The sequence below is a fragment of the Sphingomonas sp. P3_C6 genome (genome assembly GCF_056402595.1).
This window is the reverse complement of sequence record NZ_JBFUHB010000005.1, coordinates 124,960-141,237: the sequence shown is the minus strand read 5'-3', so window position 1 is coordinate 141,237 and position 16,278 is coordinate 124,960. Positions and strand designations below refer to the sequence as shown.

Below are 16,278 nucleotides of genomic sequence, written 5' to 3'. Positions count from 1 at the left end.
ATCGACCACATCTTGCTGGCAACGGAGCACAGGGGCTCCACCAAGGAGACAGACAATGATTGATCGCAGGCCTTTCGCAACGCTCGGCGGCGCCAACCACGGGTGGCTCGACGCCAAGCATCATTTCTCGTTCGCCAGCTATTACGACCAGGCCCGGATGGGCTGGGGCGCGATCCGCGTGTGGAACGACGACACGATCGCCCCGGGCACCGGCTTCCCGCCTCATCCGCATGCCGACATGGAGATCATCACCTATGTCCGCGAAGGCGCGATCACGCATCAGGACAGCCTGGGCAATATCGGCCGCACCGAGGCCGGCGACGTCCAGGTGATGAGCGCGGGGTCGGGCGTCCGCCATTCCGAATATAATCGCGAGCCCGGCACGACCCGCATCTTCCAGATCTGGATCGAACCGAAGACCCGCGGCGAAGCCCCCAGCTGGGGTGCCAAACCCTTTCCCAAGGGCGCCCGGTCCGGCCAGTTCGTCACCCTCGCCAGCGGTTTCGCCGATGACGCCGACGCGCTGCCGATCCGCACCGATGCCCGCATCGTTGGCGCCACGCTGAAGGCAGGCGAGACGGCCGAATATCCGATCGGCGCCGACCGCCACGGCTATCTCGTCCCAGCCAGCGGTTCGGTCGAGGTCAACGGGGTGCGCCTCGATGCGCGGGACGGCGCCGCCATCGCCGACGAGGCGGTGCTGCGCGTCACCGCGATCGAGGATGCCGAGATTGTCCTCGTCGACGCAGCCTGAACCACCAACCACCATCACGCCAAAGGGAGAACGACCGTGAACAGCATCACCACCAAGGTGATCAACGCCGACCTGTTCGCCTTCATCAAGGGCTGATCGCCGACCCTTCCGATGGGAAGACAAGAAACGGGCTGCGGCCATGGGGCGTTTGCACCATCGCCGCAGCCCGCTATTGCGAGCCGCATGACCGGTACGCCCCTCACCTTCTACAACAGCCTGACCCGCTCGCTCGAGCCTTTCAGCCCGATCGATGCCGCCAATGTGCGAGTCTATTCGTGCGGGCCGACGGTCTATAATTATGCCCATATCGGTAATCTGCGCGCCTATGTCTTCACCGACACGCTGAGCCGGGTGCTGACCTGGAAGGGATATCCCCTCACCCACATCATCAACATCACCGATGTCGGGCACCTGACGTCCGACGCCGACGCCGGCGACGACAAGATGGAAGCGGCCGCCCGCGCCAGCGCCAAGAGCATCTGGGACATCGCGGCGCACTATACCGAGGCGTTCAAGTCCAACTTGAGGGATCTGGGCATCCGCGATCCGGCGCGCTTCCCGCTGGCGACCGACCATATCGTCGAGATGATCGACTTCGCTGAAAAGATCGCACCGGAGCACTGCTACGAGCTGGAGAGCGGCCTGTATTTCGACGTGTCCACCGTGCCCGATTACGGCCGGCTGGCGCGCGTGGCGGATGACGAGCGCGAAGGGCGGATCGATCCGGTCGCAGGCAAGCGCCATCCGCAGGACTTCGCGATCTGGCGCAAATCGGCCGAGGGCGAGAACCGCCAGATGGAGTGGGATTCGCCCTGGGGCCGCGGCGCGCCGGGCTGGCATCTCGAATGCTCGGTGATGAGCCAGAAGTATCTCGGGCCGAACTTCGACATCCACACCGGCGGCATCGACCACCGCGAGATTCACCACCCGAACGAGATCGCGCAGAATCAGGCGCATTGCGGCTGCGCGGATACGGGCGCGGCGTTCTGGATGCACAACAACTTCCTGGTCGAACGCGACGGCAAGATGAGCAAGTCCAAGGGCGAGTTCACCCGGCTGCAGACGCTGATTGATGCCGGGGTGCATCCCCTCGCCTATCGCCTGATGTGCCTGAGCGCGCATTATCGCAGCGAACTTGAGTTCAGCCCGGAGAATCTCGCCGCAGCGGCGACCCGGCTGAAGCGGCTGGTCATCACGGTGCAGGCACTGCGTGCGCGGGCCGACGGGACCGAAACGGGGGATGCATCGCGCTATCTCGACGCGCTCGATGCTGCCGTCTCCGACGACCTCAACACGCCGCGCGCTTTGCCCGTGCTCGACGAGATGCTGGCCGACAAGAAGCTGTCGCCCGCGACGCGGCTGAAGACGCTGGAGGCGTTCGACCAAGTGCTCGGGCTGCAGCTCTCCACCCTCACGCGCGAAGCATTGCGGGTGAGGCCGGCATCAGCCGCAATCGCGCCCGAAGCGATCGAGGCACGGCTGGCCGAGCGCAAGGAAGCGCGGGTCGCGAAGGACTTTGCCCGGTCCGACGCGATCCGCGACGAGCTTGCGGCGGCAGGCGTCGAGGTGATGGACGGCGATCCGCTGGGCTGGGACTGGAAGCCCACACTTTAGAAGGAAAAGCGTCCCACACGACCCGGGATGAGCACGCGCATTTTTTCTTCCGCTGTTATGTTGGAGTTCCGAGCAGAATTGCCGCTTGTCTCTCAAGGACTTGAGAGGCGTTTCCGCTGTTACGCGAAACAGCGGAAAAACGGCAGCGGAACAGCGACATTTTCCGCTGTTTCCTCCGCGAAATGCGCCGGAAAACCGCTGATATTTCGTCGACGATATCAAAGAGCGGGACGAGGCCGGGATAGCCTCCTTCCGGTGGGATCGTGCGACACCCGGCCCCGGCGTTGAATCGATCCAGAGCATGACGACGCCGGGCTTGTCGCACGGGTGACCGCACGGCATGAACCGGGCGATCCCGGGACCATCCGGGACGACGAGAGGTCTCCGCCATGAAAGCCGTGCTCCCAGCGCTCGCCCGTCCCCTGCTCGAACCGCGCCTGCCCGCTGGCCTCGATGTCTCCTGGTTCGCCAGTCGCGAGGACGCGATGGAGATGATCGTCGATGCCGACATCGCGTGGGTCGACATGCAGAAGACCGGTACGATCGGCGAGGCGGTCGCGGGTGCGAAGCAGCTCAAATGGCTGTTCACGATCCTGGCCGGAATCGACTTCCTCGACCTGCCCGCATTGCGCCGACAGGGCACGATCGTGACCAACGGTACCGGCATCAACGCGCTTGCGGTGGCCGAATATGCGGTGCTGGGCGTGCTCGCCGCGGCCAAACGCTTCGACGAGGTTGTGCGCATCGCCGACCGGCACGAATGGACCATTACACCCCCCGGACAGGTCGAACTGTTCGAGACCAAGGCGCTGATCGTCGGCTATGGCACGATCGGCGCGCTGATCGGGGATCGGCTGAAGGCGTTCGGCGTCGAGGTGACGGGCGTGACCCGTTCCGGGCGGGACGGCACGCTGACGCCGGAAGCCTGGGCGCCGAAGATCGGCGACTATGACTGGGTGATCCTGGCGGCGCCCTCGACCGACGAGACCCAGGCGCTGATCGGCGCAGAGGAACTGGCAGCGATGAAGCCGAGTGCCTGGCTGATCAACATCGCACGCGGCGACATGGTCGATCAGGACGCGCTGATCGAGGCACTGGCCAAAAAGCGGATCGCCGGTGCGTTCCTCGACACGGTGAGTCCGGAGCCGCTGCCGCCGGAGCATCCGTTATGGGATGCGCCGAACACAATTCACACCATGCATCTGTCCGGGCGGAGCCAGACAAAGATGTTCCAGCGCGCGGCAGCGCTGTTCCTGGACAATCTGGATGCGTTTCTCGCCGGACGGGAGATGCGCAACGTGGTCGATCTCGAAGCCGGATATTGAGCCTCACCAGCAGCTACAGCACCATGCGTCAAATCTGACTCAGGCGAGCTCAAATATCCCTTCTGCGATTCCCCGGCGAAGGCCGGGGTCCAGTTGGGAAGGCCATGGTGGCGGAGCGACGACGATCATTCCCGCCCCCCCAACTCGACCCCGGCCTTCGCCGGGGAAGCAAAAAGAAGAATCGAAGCAGCGGTTCTAACGAGCCAGATTCAAGGCTTGCCGCCCTAGTGGCGGAAGAACAGGGTCAGGGCGGCGACGTGGTTCATGCGGCTGCGGCCGGCCGGCTGGTCGATCAGCTGATTGAGATAGCCCGCCTCGACCGTCGAGGCCCCGCCGACCGGAATCTCGAGGCCAATGAAGTTGCGCATCTGATCGAAGCCCGAGCGGGCGCCCCAGCGGGTATCGTTCAGCGCGACGAAGACCTCCGAATAGACCAGCGCATTGGGGCCCTTGGTGCCCGGCTTCAGCGGCGTTTCGTACCGCAGCATCTCGCGCAGGCGCAGCCCCATACCGCCGTCGTCCGATCGCCAGCGCTCCTCGAACCGTGTGCGGGACGAGAGCTCCCCGCCGGGCGACGCCTTGATGGTCCAATTCACTTGCTGGAAGCTGCGTTCCTCGTTGATGTCGCGCCCGCCCGCCACCGGCACGACGACATGGGCATAACCCTGATAAAGAGTCACAGCCTTGCCCAGTTTCACGCCGATCGCGCCGCGCAGGAGCAACTGGTCGAGGCGGGAGGAACCGTCCCCGATGCGCGGCTGAAGCTCGGCGAAATAGACGAGGTCGCCGGAAAGTGTGCCCATCGAGGTCAGGTTAACCCAGACCTGCTCGTCATGACGGGTCTGGGCCGAGGCAATGGCGGGCAGGCAGAGCAACGTTGCGGCGGCAGCGCCCGCGAACAGGATTTTCGGCATCATGGGCGGGTACCGCCGCCATATTGCTGATATTTTTCCGGTTCATCAGGAAAGGTCGCGCCTTTTGCTATCCGCTATCATTTGCAACAGCCGGGTCGTTCCATTAGCGCGCTACGGCAGTTTCGTTTCGTGACGCCCGTCCGCGAGGGACAGACCATGTTGCTCCATATCCCAAGCCTGTTCTCCGCCGAGGAAGTGCGGGAGGCGCGCGCGCTGCTGGAAGGCGCCGACTGGGAGGATGGACGGCGTACCGCCGGGCATCTGGCGGCGCAGGTCAAGAGCAACCTGCAACTTCCGATCGACCACCCGGTGGCGAAGCGGCTGGGCGACCTGATCCTCGACAAGCTGGGGGGCAATGCGCTGTTCGTCGCCTCCACCCTGCCGCTGCGGGTGCTGCCGCCGCGGTTCAACCGCTATGAAGGCGGTGGCGCCTATGGCGCACATGTCGACAATGCGATCTTCCCGATCCCCGGCACACCGGTGCGGGTGCGTACCGATGTGTCGACCACCATCTTCTTCAGCGATCCGGACGAGTATGACGGCGGCGAGCTGATCGTCGAGGACACGTTCGGCAATCATAGCGTGAAGCTGCCCGCGGGCGACATGGTCGTCTATCCGGGCAGCAGCCTGCACCATGTGACGCCGGTGACCCGGGGAACCCGCTTCGCCTCCTTCTTCTGGACCCAGAGCCTGGTGCCGCCCGATGCGCAGCGCAAATTGCTGTTCGACCTGGACAAGGCGATCCAGGGACTGAGCATGGACCACCCCGAACATGACTCGATCGGGGGGCTGACCAACATCTATCACAATCTGCTGCGCCAATGGTCGATCACGTGACGCACCTGCCGCCGCTGGCGGCGATACCGGCCGGGTTGAACACGCTTGGCGATTATGCGCGGCGCGCGGCCCAGCATCTGCCGGCCGATGTCCTCGACCATATCGAAAGCGGATCGGGCAGTGGCCTGACCCTGATCGAGAACCGCGAGGCGTTCGACCGGCTGCACCTGTTGCCGCGCGTGCTGCGCGACCTGCGCGGCGGGAGCAGCGAGATCGCGCTTTTCGGCCGCCGACATGCGGCGCCGATCCTGCTTGCGCCCCTCGCCTATCAGCGCCTCGCCCATCCCGAAGGCGAGCTGGCCATGGTGCGCGCGGCGATGGCGATGGAGATCGCCACCATCGTCAGCACCCTGTCCAGCTTCACGCTGGAGGAGATCACCGCCGCCGGGCAAAGCGCGGCCGCGGAGCTGGACAAGCCGGCCGCGCCTCTATGGTTCCAGCTTTACCTGCAGGACGATCGCGACGTGAGCGCCGAGCTGGTCGGCCGCGCCGAGCGCGCCGGCTATGAGGCGATCGTCCTGACCGTCGACGCATCGGTGAAGCGATCCGAGTTCATGCTGCCGGCGGGGATCGATGCAGCCAATCTGCGCGGCTTGCCGTGTCTGCGCCAGACGAGCACGGCACAGGGCAGCATCCTGTTCGGCACCCCGCTTACCGACGCGGCACCGCGATGGGACGATCTTGGCTGGCTCAGGGCGCAGACGCGCCTGCCGCTGATCGTCAAGGGTGTGCTCGCGGTGGAGGACGCGCGGCAGGCCGTGTCGGCGGGCGCTGACGGGCTTGTCGTGTCGAACCATGGCGGACGCGTGCTCGACGGCCTGCCTTCGGCGCTCGACGTGATGCCGGCGATGATCGAGGCAGTGGGTGGCACGGTGCCGCTGTTGCTCGACGGCGGCGTCAGGTCGGGCACCGACGTCGTAAAGGCCATCGCGCTTGGCGCATCGGCGGTGCTGGTCGGCCGTCCCCAGATGCACGCGCTGGCGGTGGCCGGCATGGCGGGTGCCGCGCATATGCTGCACATCCTGCGCGCGGAGTTCGAGCTCGCCATGGCGCAACTCGGCTGCCGAACGGTGGACGAGATCGGCCGCGAGTGCCTGTTCCGCGGCCGCTGAAGCACTGACCGACAGCTGCGGCGCGGTAAGGGGCGGACCGTCCCGGGCGATGACCGTATCGCCCGGGCCGGCCGCCAGCCCTCGCCGTGAACCGCCCTGTCAGACGGGGGCGAACTGCGCTTCCACCTTCGCATGGGTCTTGAGATCGAGTGTCAGCTTCGGATCGGTCACCGTCCGGGGTTTGGCGTTGCCCTGGCGGATCTCCCAATGGGCGAATTTCACGCCATTGGCCGGTTTCGGATCGACCGTGAGCTGGACCGTCTCCCCGCTGCGATCGAAGACGCGGTAGAGCTCGGCATAGTCGTGCCCGCCGAGTTGGATCGGCGAGAACCCGTCGGACGACCGCAGATCGAGAACGATCTGGCGGGGCGCCTTGAGTCCGCTGATCTTCATGCTGAAATCGAGCCGCTTGATCTTCGGGGCCGTGTCCTCCCCGCGCAGATTGAAGGTCGCGCGCAGGGTAAGGCTGGTCCAGGCCGACGGCATTGCCAGCTTCTGCCTGATCTTGTCGTCAGCATCGTCGAGAATCAGCCGCATCAGGTCCTTCGAGAATTCGCTCTCCTCGGCCTTGTCGATCTTGCCGCTGGCGAAATGATATCGGAAGGACTTCACGATCGGCGCGGCCAGACGCAGGCCGAACAGGGTCGTACCGTCGCGCACCACGCCGAGATCACTGATCTCGACGATGATTTCCGCATCGCCTCGCTTGGGCAGCGGCAATGTATCGTCGAACACGATTCCCTTCAGCGTGAGATCCGCCATCATCTGATGCTGCCATTCGGGCTCGATCACGCCCAGGCGGAGGGTGTCGATCTCCGAATTCAGGCCATCGTTGAGATCGGCGAGCACGCGCCCTTCGGTCGCCGCGTCGATCTCGAAATCGACATTCCGGTCGCTGAGGATCAGCGCCTGGAGATCCTTGATCAGCGAGGCGCGAATGTCGCGCAGGTTCGCCATGAACAGCGGCTTGAGCGCCGCGACCCGATCGGCCACGTCCCGGCTGGTCCATTGGTGAATCGGCTTGTCGCTGAGCAGCTTGTTGATGTCGTCGGCAAGCCGGTCGAGCGACCAGTTGACGCTCACGGGGCGGAACAACGAGGATTCGAACGCGCGCACGACATTGTACAGCGCTTCGGTCAGCGCCAGCCGGGCGCGATTGCGCATACCCTCGACGATCCTGAGCGTGTTCGCGCCGAGCAGCCGGGTGCGAGCCGACGCCTCCTTGTCGTAGAGCGCGGCGAGGCTGTCGAGATTGGAGGCAATGTCGGAATAGCCCTGGCCGACCTGCTGGCCGAGCTCGATCGTCGTCACATGCACCGCGGCGCGCTGCTCGATCAGATCCTTGATCTGCTTCGACAATGCCTTCCACGTCTCGTCCTGCGCGCCGAGCTTGGCGAGCCGCGCCTCGATCTCGCTCTGCGGGAGCTGCACGCTCTCATAGGCTTTTTTGAGGTGCGACGCGGCTGGAGAGAGTCCCTTGCCGATCGTCGACCAGGTCGAGGGCTTGGTCTTGGACAATTCCTTGATCTGATCGACCGTGAGCTTCTTGCCCCCGGCCTCGGTGAGTTCCTTGGCCTCGGCCTTGGCTTTCTTGACGACCTCCTCGGTGTCCTTCTGCATCGCCTTATAGGCACTGACGGTATCGCCGAGCCTGGTCTTGAGGTTCTTGACGACCTCATCCGGCTCCTTGTCGAGCAGGTCGGCCGCGTCGGCGCCCATCGACGCGATGCCGCCAAGGATCGGCTGGCCATAGGGAATGACCTGGCACAAGGCGGCGGCGAGGTTCACCGCGAACTTGATCTGCCCGATTTTGGCGAGATCGCCCGAAGCCTGGTTATAGAGGCGGGTCCGTTCGGTATCGAGCTTGCTCTGGACGGCGTTCTGGGCCTTTTCCAGATCGAGCACGTCCTGCTTGAGTTTCTCGGACCGGGTCTGCGCATCATGGAGCCGCTCCGCGATCTGCGCATTTTCCTTGATGATCAGGCGCGCTGCCCCCTCGGCCGCCTCGGCGTCTTCCTGCTGATGGCCCTGTTTAGCGGCGACCCACACCGTGAACATCAGCACCTCGAGCGCCATGTCCACTTCCATGCGGTAAAGCTGGAAGGCGCCGGAGAGCGACAGCATCGGCGTATAGCCGGCCGGCTTGCCGAAATAGTCGAGATGCGCGGCAAGGCGCTGCGACAGGGTGGAGAATTCGGTCTGCAGCGCACGCCAATAGGCTGCGTCCTTCTGCCGCCAGATCCGCTGTCCGATCGGCATCGGTTCCAGGAACACCTCGCTGTAGATATCGACCAGCCGCCTTGCATCGTCGCGCTCGTCGCTGAGATAGCGGGAGCTGACATGGCCCTGGATCAACGGGATGATGGCCGGGTGAAGCCAGACATTGGTCTCGGTCTCGTTCAGCTCCTCGGAGACGGGATCGGCATCCTTGCCTGCCTTGCCGGTGAAGCTGGCACCGTCCTTCGTGCTGTGTTGCGTGACCTGGACCTTGGCAGACGAGGAATTGTCATCGCTGCCCCAGAGATGGAACTCGTGATAATAGGTGCATTCGTAGAAGACCGACTGGTTCGGCCAGCCACCTTTGCCGCCCTGCGCCGTCGGCGCCTGCTTGCCCGCCTTGCCGGGCTTGCCCGACCAGAGGGCAACGAGCTTGCGCTGGTTGGTGAACAATTTTCCGGCAGCGCCCCCGTCGCCGGCATCACCGGGGGCTACCGCCGACGTGCCGTCGGTCGGCGGCTCGGTGATGCCCTCCACCATATTGCTGCCCGTGACGAATTCCGCGACCTTCCAGATGCGGCGGATGCCGAGGACCGTCTTGCCCTTGTGCTTGTCGAGCTTGACCGCGACCGTCGTCTTCATGCCCGAATCGATGTAGTAATCCTTGTCGGTATAATCGTTTCCGATCCAGGAGAGCGCGCCCCACACGCTCTTGCCGTCCGAGCCATTCTGTCCCCTGCCCGCACCCTGGCCGCTACCGCCATCGGTGACGATCCGCTTGATCCTGGAGCCCTGGGGAGTGACCAGGTCCTCGACATGGACTCGCACATCGCCGCCCTGCCTACCATTGGCGCCGTTCGCGCCCGGCGTGCGGCCGGCGGAATCCTGCGCATTGGGCATGTCCCAAGGGGCAGGGCTGGTGTCGATACAGCCGTCGCCCTCGAACTCGATCCGGCGCGCGAAGATGGTGACGCTGCATTCGGGCAACCACCAGCGGCACCGGATCGTGAGCGTGTCGCAGATGACGGTCAGCTTCGATACCTTCTGCGCTGGCAGATCGCCGGTCCGGCTGGAGCGCGTCGTGCCGGCGGCGACGGCGGTAACACCGAAGAGTCTGTGCGCATCGTCCTTGTCGTCGACGATCACGTGCAGGCCGGTCGCGGTGCGATCCTTGATGTTCTGCGTGCTGCTGCTGATCGAAACGTCGGTGAGTTGCACGGGATTCTCGCCCCCGGGCATCGAATGATAGAATGTCAGCTGATCCTTGATCGTCGCCGGCGACCGCAATGTCATTTGCCCCTCCTGTGCAATTTCGGAGGGGCGATCTCGCAACCCGCCTCGTGCCACTCAAGCGCAGTTGCCGCCGCTCTGGCGCTATCAGGCCCGTTTTGGGCAGGGCAGTAAGTTTCCGAAACGTTTACGAAAAAAAGCGCGGTCGTGAGACAAATGCCCCGCGCCGATCCTCCCCGTCCTATCGCAAGCGAGGACGATCTACCCGATCGCCCTGACATCGATCACCCGGTCGATCAGCGTTTCATCGACCGGCACCTGCCCATCGAGCATGAGCATCGCCAGCCCGTGCACCAGCGCCCATGCCTGAAGCGCGATCACCCGCGCGTCGCCGCCCTTGCCCTCTGCCGCCAGCGCCGCGTTGGCGCGCAGGAACGTCATCGCATCATCGTCGTGATTGTGCGGATAGGCAGGCATCGCCTGGGGATTGGCGAAGATCAGGCGAAACAGCGCCGGATTGGCCAGCGCGAAGCGGACATAGGCGACGCCCGTCGCGCTGAAGCCGGCGACGCCTCCCCCGGCGGCTTCCGAGGCGGCGTGCTGCGCCGTCGCCAGCCGGGCAAGCCCCTCCCCTGCCAGCGCCGTCATCAGCGCGCCCTTGTCAGGGAAGTGGCGATAGACCGCCGTCGCGCTGACCCCGACGGCGCGCGCGACCTCGCGCAGCGACAGATCATCGGCGGTGCGGGTTTCGAGCAGTTTCAGCCCAGCCTCGACCAGCGCTGAGCGCAGGTCGCCATGATGATAGGCCTTTTTCGGCGTTTCGGGATCAGATGTTGACACTGTTACCTTCAAGCTGTATGTACACGCCGTAAACATTAGACGTGGAGGCCATAATGGCAAGCATGATCGAAACCGCAATCCGCAGCACGGTGACCAAGGGTATCGGCATGGTCGCCGAGTTCAATCGGAAGCGGATGGAGGTGGTGACCGACCATGCCTTCCTGACCGGTATCCACAAGCCGATGCACGAGGAAGTGACGATCGAGGACCTGCCGGTCACCGGCACGATCCCCGCCGCGCTCGACGGCCGGTATCTGCGCATCGGCCCGAACCCGATCGATCCCGATCCCGCCGGCCATCACTGGTTCACCGGCGACGGCATGGTGCACGGCGTCGCGGTGCAGGACGGCAAGGCGCTATGGTATCGCAACCGCTGGATCCGGTCGAAAAAGGTCGCCGCCGCGATGGGCGTGCCCGCAGCGCCGGGGCCGCGCCACGGCCTGTCGGAAACGGTCAACACCAATGTGATCGCCATTGCCGGGCGAACCTTCGCGCTGGTCGAGGCGGGCAGCTACCCCGTCGAACTGTCCGACACGCTGGAGGAACAGACCTTCAATCCGTTCGACGACACACTGACGGGTAGTTTCACGGCGCATCCGCATCTCGACCCGCTGACGGGCGAGCAGCATGCCATCGCCTATGAGGCGACCAACCCGGAGGTGGTGCGCCATGTGGTCATTTCGCCCGAGGGCAAGGTGATCCGCGAGGAGCCGGTCGCAGTGAAGCACGGGCCGTCGATCCACGACTGCGCGATCACGGCGCGCTATGTGTTGATCCTCGACCTTCCGGTGACCTTTTCGATGAAGGCGCTGATCGGCGGGCACAGCTTCCCCTATCGCTGGAACCCCGACCACCAGGCGCGGATCGGGTTGCTGCCGCGAAACGGCAATGGCGACGAGACGATCTGGGTCGATGTCGATCCCTGCTACATCTTCCATGTCGCCAATGCGTTCGACACGGCCGACGGCAAGGTCGTCCTCGACGCCTGCGTATACAACACGATGTTCGCCGACAGCGCGCAGGGGCCGGACGCGAAGTCGCGCGGGTTCGAACGCTGGACGATCGACCCGGTGACGAAGACGGTCGAGCGGCGGATGATCGACGCGACGCCGCAGGAATTCCCGCGGCCGGACGAGCGGCGCTTCGGCCAACCCTATCGTTATGCCTGGACCATGGGCCTACCCGATGCGGACAAGGCGTTCATCGGGGCGAGCTATCTGCTGAAGCACGACCTGGAGATGGGTGCTCGCACGGTGCATGATTTCGGCGAGGACAAATATCCCGGCGAGTTCGTGTTCGTGCCGGCCTCAGCCGAGGCGGGCGAGGGCGACGGCTGGCTGATCGGGCTGGTGGTCGACCTGCCGAACGAGACGACCGACCTGGTGATGCTCGATGCGCAGGATTTCAGCGGAGCGCCGGTGGCGAGCATCCGCATCCCGCACCGTGTGCCGCCGGGGTTCCATGGGAACTGGGTAGCTGCCTGACTCACCCCGCCCCGAGCTTGCTCGGGGAGGAATGCCCCCAAAGTTTTCCTTGATTGCGGAAAAAGCGGTTTTCCCGCATGGGAGCCAACCAATCCCGCAATCACTGGACTCGTATCATGGCCGCCAAATGGGCCCCCGACAGCTGGACCAAGTCAGAAGCACGTCAGCTCCCGACCTATTCCGACGCCGCTGCACTCGATGCAGCGACGGCGACGCTGGAGAGCTTTCCGCCGCTGGTCTTCGCCGGCGAGGCGCGCAACCTGACCGCGGATCTGGCCAAGGTCGTCGAGGGCAAGGCCTTTCTGCTGCAGGGCGGCGACTGCGCCGAGTCCTTTGCCGAGCATAGCGCGAACAACATCCGCGACACGTTCCGCGTGATACTGCAGATGGCGGTCGTGCTGACCTATGCGTCAAAGCTGCCGGTGGTGAAGCTCGGCCGCATGGCCGGCCAGTTCGCCAAGCCGCGTTCGGCCGATACCGAGATTCAGGACGGCGTGGAACTGCCCGCATACCGCGGCGACATCGTCAACGACATCGCCTTCACCGCAGAGGGTCGCCAACCCGACCCCCAGCGCATGATCCGCGCCTACAGCCAGTCGGCCGCGACGCTGAACCTGCTGCGCGCGTTCGCCGGCGGCGGCTATGCCAATCTGGCGCAGGTGCACCGCTGGACCCACGACTTCATGGGCCGCAGCCCCTGGGCCAAGAAGTTCGCCGAAACCGCCGACCGGATCGGCGAGGCGCTCGAGTTCATGGCGGCATGCGGGATCAACCCGGAGACGGTGCCGCAGCTTGCCGAGACGCATTTCTACACCAGCCATGAGGCGCTGCTGCTGAAATACGAGCAGGCGCTGACCCGGCAGGACTCGCTGACCGGCGACTGGTACGACACCAGCGCGCATTTCCTGTGGATCGGCGACCGCACGCGGTTCGAGAATTCGGCGCATGTCGAATATCTGCGCGGCATCGGCAACCCGATCGGCATGAAGTGCGGTCCGAGCCTCGAGCCCGACGCGCTGCTGCGGCTCCTCGACACGCTCAACCCGGCGCGCATCCCGGGGCGGATGACGCTAATCACCCGCTACGGCCATGACAAGATCGAAGCCGGCCTGCCCAAGCTGGTCCGCGCGGTGCTGCGCGAGGGCCATCCGGTGGTGTGGAGCTGCGACCCTATGCATGGCAACGTGATCAAGGCGTCGAACGGCTACAAAACGCGCCCGTTCGACCGGATCCTGGCCGAGGTGCGCGGCTTCTTCGCGGTGCACCGCGCAGAAGGCAGCATCGCCGGCGGCATCCATGCGGAGATGACCGGGCAGAATGTGACCGAGTGCACCGGCGGTGCGGTCGACGTGACCGAGCAGTCGCTGGCCGACCGGTACCACACGCATTGCGACCCGCGGCTGAATGCGGGCCAGAGCCTGGAACTGGCGTTCCTGCTGGCTGAAATGCTCAATGTCGAGATGGCGGAGCGGCGCCGCGCCGCGGCCTGACCGCGGATAATCATCACTGAAATCATACGCATCGCGCTCGAGTCCCGCACTCGGGCGCGATGATTTTTTGTACCCGCACGAATAAAGTACACAAAAAAGCGAATTTGGATGCAATTCTCCCCATTGCGCCCGCGAGTCGTGCGTGACATGCTATATCCTATAGGGTTCGCCAAAGGACCAAAACAGGGGAGATGCTATAATGAAGAGGTTGTTCCTGCTTGCGGCTGCGCCACTGGCGCTGACGTCGATGCCCGCCCATACTCAACAGGCACCCGGCCAGCCTTTCGCGGTCGAAGCACAGCCGGCGATGCCGACCAAGACCACCCGCACCGGCAAGCACGTCAACCGCATCATCGACATGTGGCTGAAGAACCAGCCGGTCTATTACACCCAGATCTCCGGTGGCGGTTACGAGGAAGGCAAGAAGCAGGCGGCGACCAAGGCCGACTACATCACCTATGAAATGGAGCATGGGCCGCTCGATTTCAAAGAGCTGCACGAATTCATGCGCGGCCTGGTCGATGCCGGCCCGACCCGCACCGGCCACCGCACCCCGGCCGTCATCGTCACCCTGCCGATCCAGGGCACGCCCGATGCGGTACGCGCCAACGCCTGGATGATCCAGCAGGCGCTCGCCGCCGGCGTGCACGGCATCCTGCTGTGCAATGCCGAGTCACCCGAGGCAGCCAAGATCATGGTCGAGGCGTCGCGCTATCCCTTCGCGCCGGTGGTACAGGGCCTCGCCCAGGGCTTCCGCGGCAATGGTAGCCAGGCATGGGCGTCACAGGTCTGGGGCGTGTCGCAGAACGAATATCTGCGCCTCGCGGAGCCTTGGCCGCTCAATCCGGACGGGGAACTGATCTTCGGCGTGAAGATCGAGAATCCGCGCGCCGACGCCAATGTCGAATCGACCGTGCGCACGCCGGGCATCGCCTTTGCCGAATGGGGGCCGGGCGACCATGGCTTCTACCTGGTCGGCGCACCCAAGCCGCGGACGCCGGGTGCTGGGTTCGAGGGTTATCCGCCGTCGATGCTGGCCGTGCGAGCCCGGGTGCTGGCGGCGACCAAGGCGAACGGCCTGCGTTTCCTCAATGCGTGCAGCGAGCGTGACGTGATCGACCAGTTGAAGGATGGCGTGATGATCTGCACCGGTGGCGATTCTCCGGCTGCCGACAAGGGCCGTGCCTATACGAAGCGCACCGATCCCTCCTGATCCGACCTGCACGACGACACCTGCGGGCCGCGCCGCGAAGGCGCGGCCCGTTCAATGATGAGGGGAAGCCGATGAAAACCGCGTTCAAACTGGCCACTGCGATGGTCGCCCTGGCGGCACCCGCCGCTCTTTCGGCGCAGATCGCCGTCTCCGCCAACGACGGCAAGCAACTCCGCCCGGGCGAGACGACCCGGACAGCCGACAGCGTCTCGATCATCGATCTGCGCAGCTATCCGCCGAAGACGATCGGCACGGTCGCAGCACCCGCCAGCATGATCGGGCCGCCGGCCTCGGTTGCCGTCGCCCGCAAGGGCGGATTCGCGCTGGTCTCCGCGGCGCAGCGCCTGACGCAGGCGGGTGCGATCGAGCTGAACGACGAGGTTTCCGTGATCGATCTCGCCAACCCGGCCGCGCCGGTCGTGGCGCAGACGGTACATGCCGGGCCGGGCGCGAGCGGCGTAGCGATCAACCGGGCCGGTACGCTGGCGCTGGTCGTCAGCACGGGAGACGACACGGTCTCCGTCTTCTCGATCAAGGGCAAGACGCTGACGCCGGCGGGCAAGGTCCAGCTGCCGGCCAAGGCCCGGCCGACGGACGTGGCCTTCCTGCCGAACGGCAAGGAGGCGATCGTGGTGGCACAAAGCGCCGGGGAGCTGATACGACTCTCGGTATCGGGCGATACGGTGACCCTGGCCGAGGGCAAGATCACGACGGGCGTTCAGCCGTATGGCATCTCGTTCAGCCCCGACGGGCGCTACGCCTATAATACCAACCTGCAGGGCAATGTCCCGCCTGCGGGCACCACCCCACCGCGCGGGCCGCGCGTCGGCACGGTAACCGCGGTCGACCTGACCAGCGGCAAGATCGTACCGGTCGAGGTCGGTTTCACGCCCGAGCACCTGACCCTGTCGCGCGACGGCCGCTATCTCGCCGTGGTCGTACACAATGGATCGGGCGGCGCTCTCGGGTCGCCGGGTTATTGGCCGAACGGCGCGCTCAAGCTCTATGGCGTCAGGGGCACGACGTTGACCCAGATCGCCGAGACGCCGACCAGCGCGTGGTGCCAGGGCGCGACCTTCAGCGACGATATGCGCACGATCCTGCTGCAATGCGCCGCCGCCAAGGACATCGAGGTGTATCGCATCAACGGCCGCTCGCTCGTCCAGGACAAGGCAGCGACCCTGCAGTTCGATGCCCGGCCAGGTGCGATCGCCACCGCCAACAGCCGCTGACTTGCTTCCGGCCTCC

Annotated in this window: 12 protein-coding genes; 9 read left to right on the top strand and 3 right to left on the bottom strand. The window is 65.1% G+C overall.

Annotated elements, in window-relative coordinates:
• Positions 1 to 55 precede the first annotated feature (55 nt).
• The 3 genes from AC1DT7_RS08320 (at position 56) to AC1DT7_RS08310 (ending at position 3,693) form a co-directional block, all read left to right on the top strand.
• On the top strand, positions 56 to 754 hold the full coding sequence (locus AC1DT7_RS08320; RefSeq protein ID WP_478035460.1) for a pirin family protein: 699 nt from the start codon (positions 56 to 58) through the stop codon (positions 752 to 754).
• 183 nt (positions 755 to 937) lie between these two features.
• Positions 938 to 2,368 carry a cysteine--tRNA ligase gene (gene cysS / locus AC1DT7_RS08315; protein WP_478035459.1) on the top strand — a complete coding sequence of 477 codons (1,431 nt, stop codon included), beginning with the start codon at positions 938 to 940 and terminating at the stop codon, positions 2,366 to 2,368.
• Positions 2,369 to 2,757: 389 nt separating this feature from the next.
• Positions 2,758 to 3,693, top strand: coding sequence for an NAD(P)-dependent oxidoreductase (locus AC1DT7_RS08310; RefSeq protein WP_478035458.1), 936 nt, complete (start codon positions 2,758 to 2,760; stop codon positions 3,691 to 3,693).
• Between the two features lie 224 nt (positions 3,694 to 3,917).
• Here AC1DT7_RS08310 and AC1DT7_RS08305 read toward each other — a convergent pair whose 3' ends face one another.
• Positions 3,918 to 4,607, bottom strand: coding sequence for a DUF2490 domain-containing protein (locus AC1DT7_RS08305; RefSeq protein WP_478035537.1), 690 nt, complete (start codon positions 4,605 to 4,607; stop codon positions 3,918 to 3,920).
• Positions 4,608 to 4,763: 156 nt separating this feature from the next.
• On the opposite strand from AC1DT7_RS08305, the gene AC1DT7_RS08300 reads away from it, so the two are divergent.
• Together AC1DT7_RS08300 and AC1DT7_RS08295 are read left to right on the top strand one after the other, a co-directional pair.
• Positions 4,764 to 5,444 carry a Fe2+-dependent dioxygenase gene (locus tag AC1DT7_RS08300; protein ID WP_478035457.1) on the top strand — a complete coding sequence of 227 codons (681 nt, stop codon included), beginning with the start codon at positions 4,764 to 4,766 and terminating at the stop codon, positions 5,442 to 5,444.
• Positions 5,429 to 6,556, top strand: coding sequence for an alpha-hydroxy acid oxidase (locus tag AC1DT7_RS08295; RefSeq protein WP_478035456.1), 1,128 nt, complete (start codon positions 5,429 to 5,431; stop codon positions 6,554 to 6,556). The genes AC1DT7_RS08300 and AC1DT7_RS08295 overlap by 16 nt, the downstream gene beginning before the upstream one ends.
• A gap of 99 nt (positions 6,557 to 6,655) precedes the next feature.
• On the opposite strand, the gene AC1DT7_RS08290 is transcribed toward AC1DT7_RS08295, so the two are convergent.
• Complete coding sequence (locus AC1DT7_RS08290; RefSeq protein ID WP_478035455.1) at positions 6,656 to 10,066, bottom strand: hypothetical protein; 3,411 nt, start codon at positions 10,064 to 10,066, stop codon at positions 6,656 to 6,658.
• 198 nt (positions 10,067 to 10,264) lie between these two features.
• The gene (locus tag AC1DT7_RS08285; protein ID WP_478035454.1) at positions 10,265 to 10,843 is read right to left on the bottom strand and encodes a TetR/AcrR family transcriptional regulator; all 579 of its coding nucleotides are present in this window, start codon (positions 10,841 to 10,843) and stop codon (positions 10,265 to 10,267) included.
• 53 nt (positions 10,844 to 10,896) lie between these two features.
• Between AC1DT7_RS08285 and AC1DT7_RS08280 the strand changes: the two genes are divergently transcribed.
• From AC1DT7_RS08280 to AC1DT7_RS08265, 4 genes are all read left to right on the top strand, one after another.
• Positions 10,897 to 12,327 (top strand): 8'-apo-carotenoid 13,14-cleaving dioxygenase, encoded by a 1,431-nt coding sequence (locus AC1DT7_RS08280; protein ID WP_478035453.1) that lies wholly within the window; start codon positions 10,897 to 10,899, stop codon positions 12,325 to 12,327.
• Between the two features lie 116 nt (positions 12,328 to 12,443).
• Positions 12,444 to 13,817 carry a class II 3-deoxy-7-phosphoheptulonate synthase gene (locus AC1DT7_RS08275; protein WP_478035452.1) on the top strand — a complete coding sequence of 458 codons (1,374 nt, stop codon included), beginning with the start codon at positions 12,444 to 12,446 and terminating at the stop codon, positions 13,815 to 13,817.
• 199 nt (positions 13,818 to 14,016) lie between these two features.
• Positions 14,017 to 15,030 (top strand): hypothetical protein, encoded by a 1,014-nt coding sequence (locus AC1DT7_RS08270; RefSeq protein ID WP_478035451.1) that lies wholly within the window; start codon positions 14,017 to 14,019, stop codon positions 15,028 to 15,030.
• 71 nt (positions 15,031 to 15,101) lie between these two features.
• Entirely contained in the window at positions 15,102 to 16,262 is a 1,161-nt protein-coding gene (locus AC1DT7_RS08265; protein WP_478035450.1) for a lactonase family protein, read from the top strand.
• Positions 16,263 to 16,278 lie beyond the last annotated feature (16 nt).

Excerpts from the sequence above, each read along its gene's own strand:
- AC1DT7_RS08320 (WP_478035460.1), top strand. The coding sequence starts at position 56 with ATGATTGATCGCAGGCCTTTCGCAACGCTCGGCGGCGCCAACCACGGG.
- cysS (WP_478035459.1), top strand. The coding sequence starts at position 938 with ATGACCGGTACGCCCCTCACCTTCTACAACAGCCTGACCCGCTCGCTC.
- AC1DT7_RS08310 (WP_478035458.1), top strand. The coding sequence starts at position 2,758 with ATGAAAGCCGTGCTCCCAGCGCTCGCCCGTCCCCTGCTCGAACCGCGC.
- AC1DT7_RS08305 (WP_478035537.1), bottom strand. The coding sequence starts at position 4,607 with ATGCCGAAAATCCTGTTCGCGGGCGCTGCCGCCGCAACGTTGCTCTGC.
- AC1DT7_RS08300 (WP_478035457.1), top strand. The coding sequence starts at position 4,764 with ATGTTGCTCCATATCCCAAGCCTGTTCTCCGCCGAGGAAGTGCGGGAG.
- AC1DT7_RS08295 (WP_478035456.1), top strand. The coding sequence starts at position 5,429 with ATGGTCGATCACGTGACGCACCTGCCGCCGCTGGCGGCGATACCGGCC.
- AC1DT7_RS08290 (WP_478035455.1), bottom strand. The coding sequence starts at position 10,066 with ATGACATTGCGGTCGCCGGCGACGATCAAGGATCAGCTGACATTCTAT.
- AC1DT7_RS08280 (WP_478035453.1), top strand. The coding sequence starts at position 10,897 with ATGGCAAGCATGATCGAAACCGCAATCCGCAGCACGGTGACCAAGGGT.
- AC1DT7_RS08275 (WP_478035452.1), top strand. The coding sequence starts at position 12,444 with ATGGCCGCCAAATGGGCCCCCGACAGCTGGACCAAGTCAGAAGCACGT.
- AC1DT7_RS08270 (WP_478035451.1), top strand. The coding sequence starts at position 14,017 with ATGAAGAGGTTGTTCCTGCTTGCGGCTGCGCCACTGGCGCTGACGTCG.
- AC1DT7_RS08265 (WP_478035450.1), top strand. The coding sequence starts at position 15,102 with ATGAAAACCGCGTTCAAACTGGCCACTGCGATGGTCGCCCTGGCGGCA.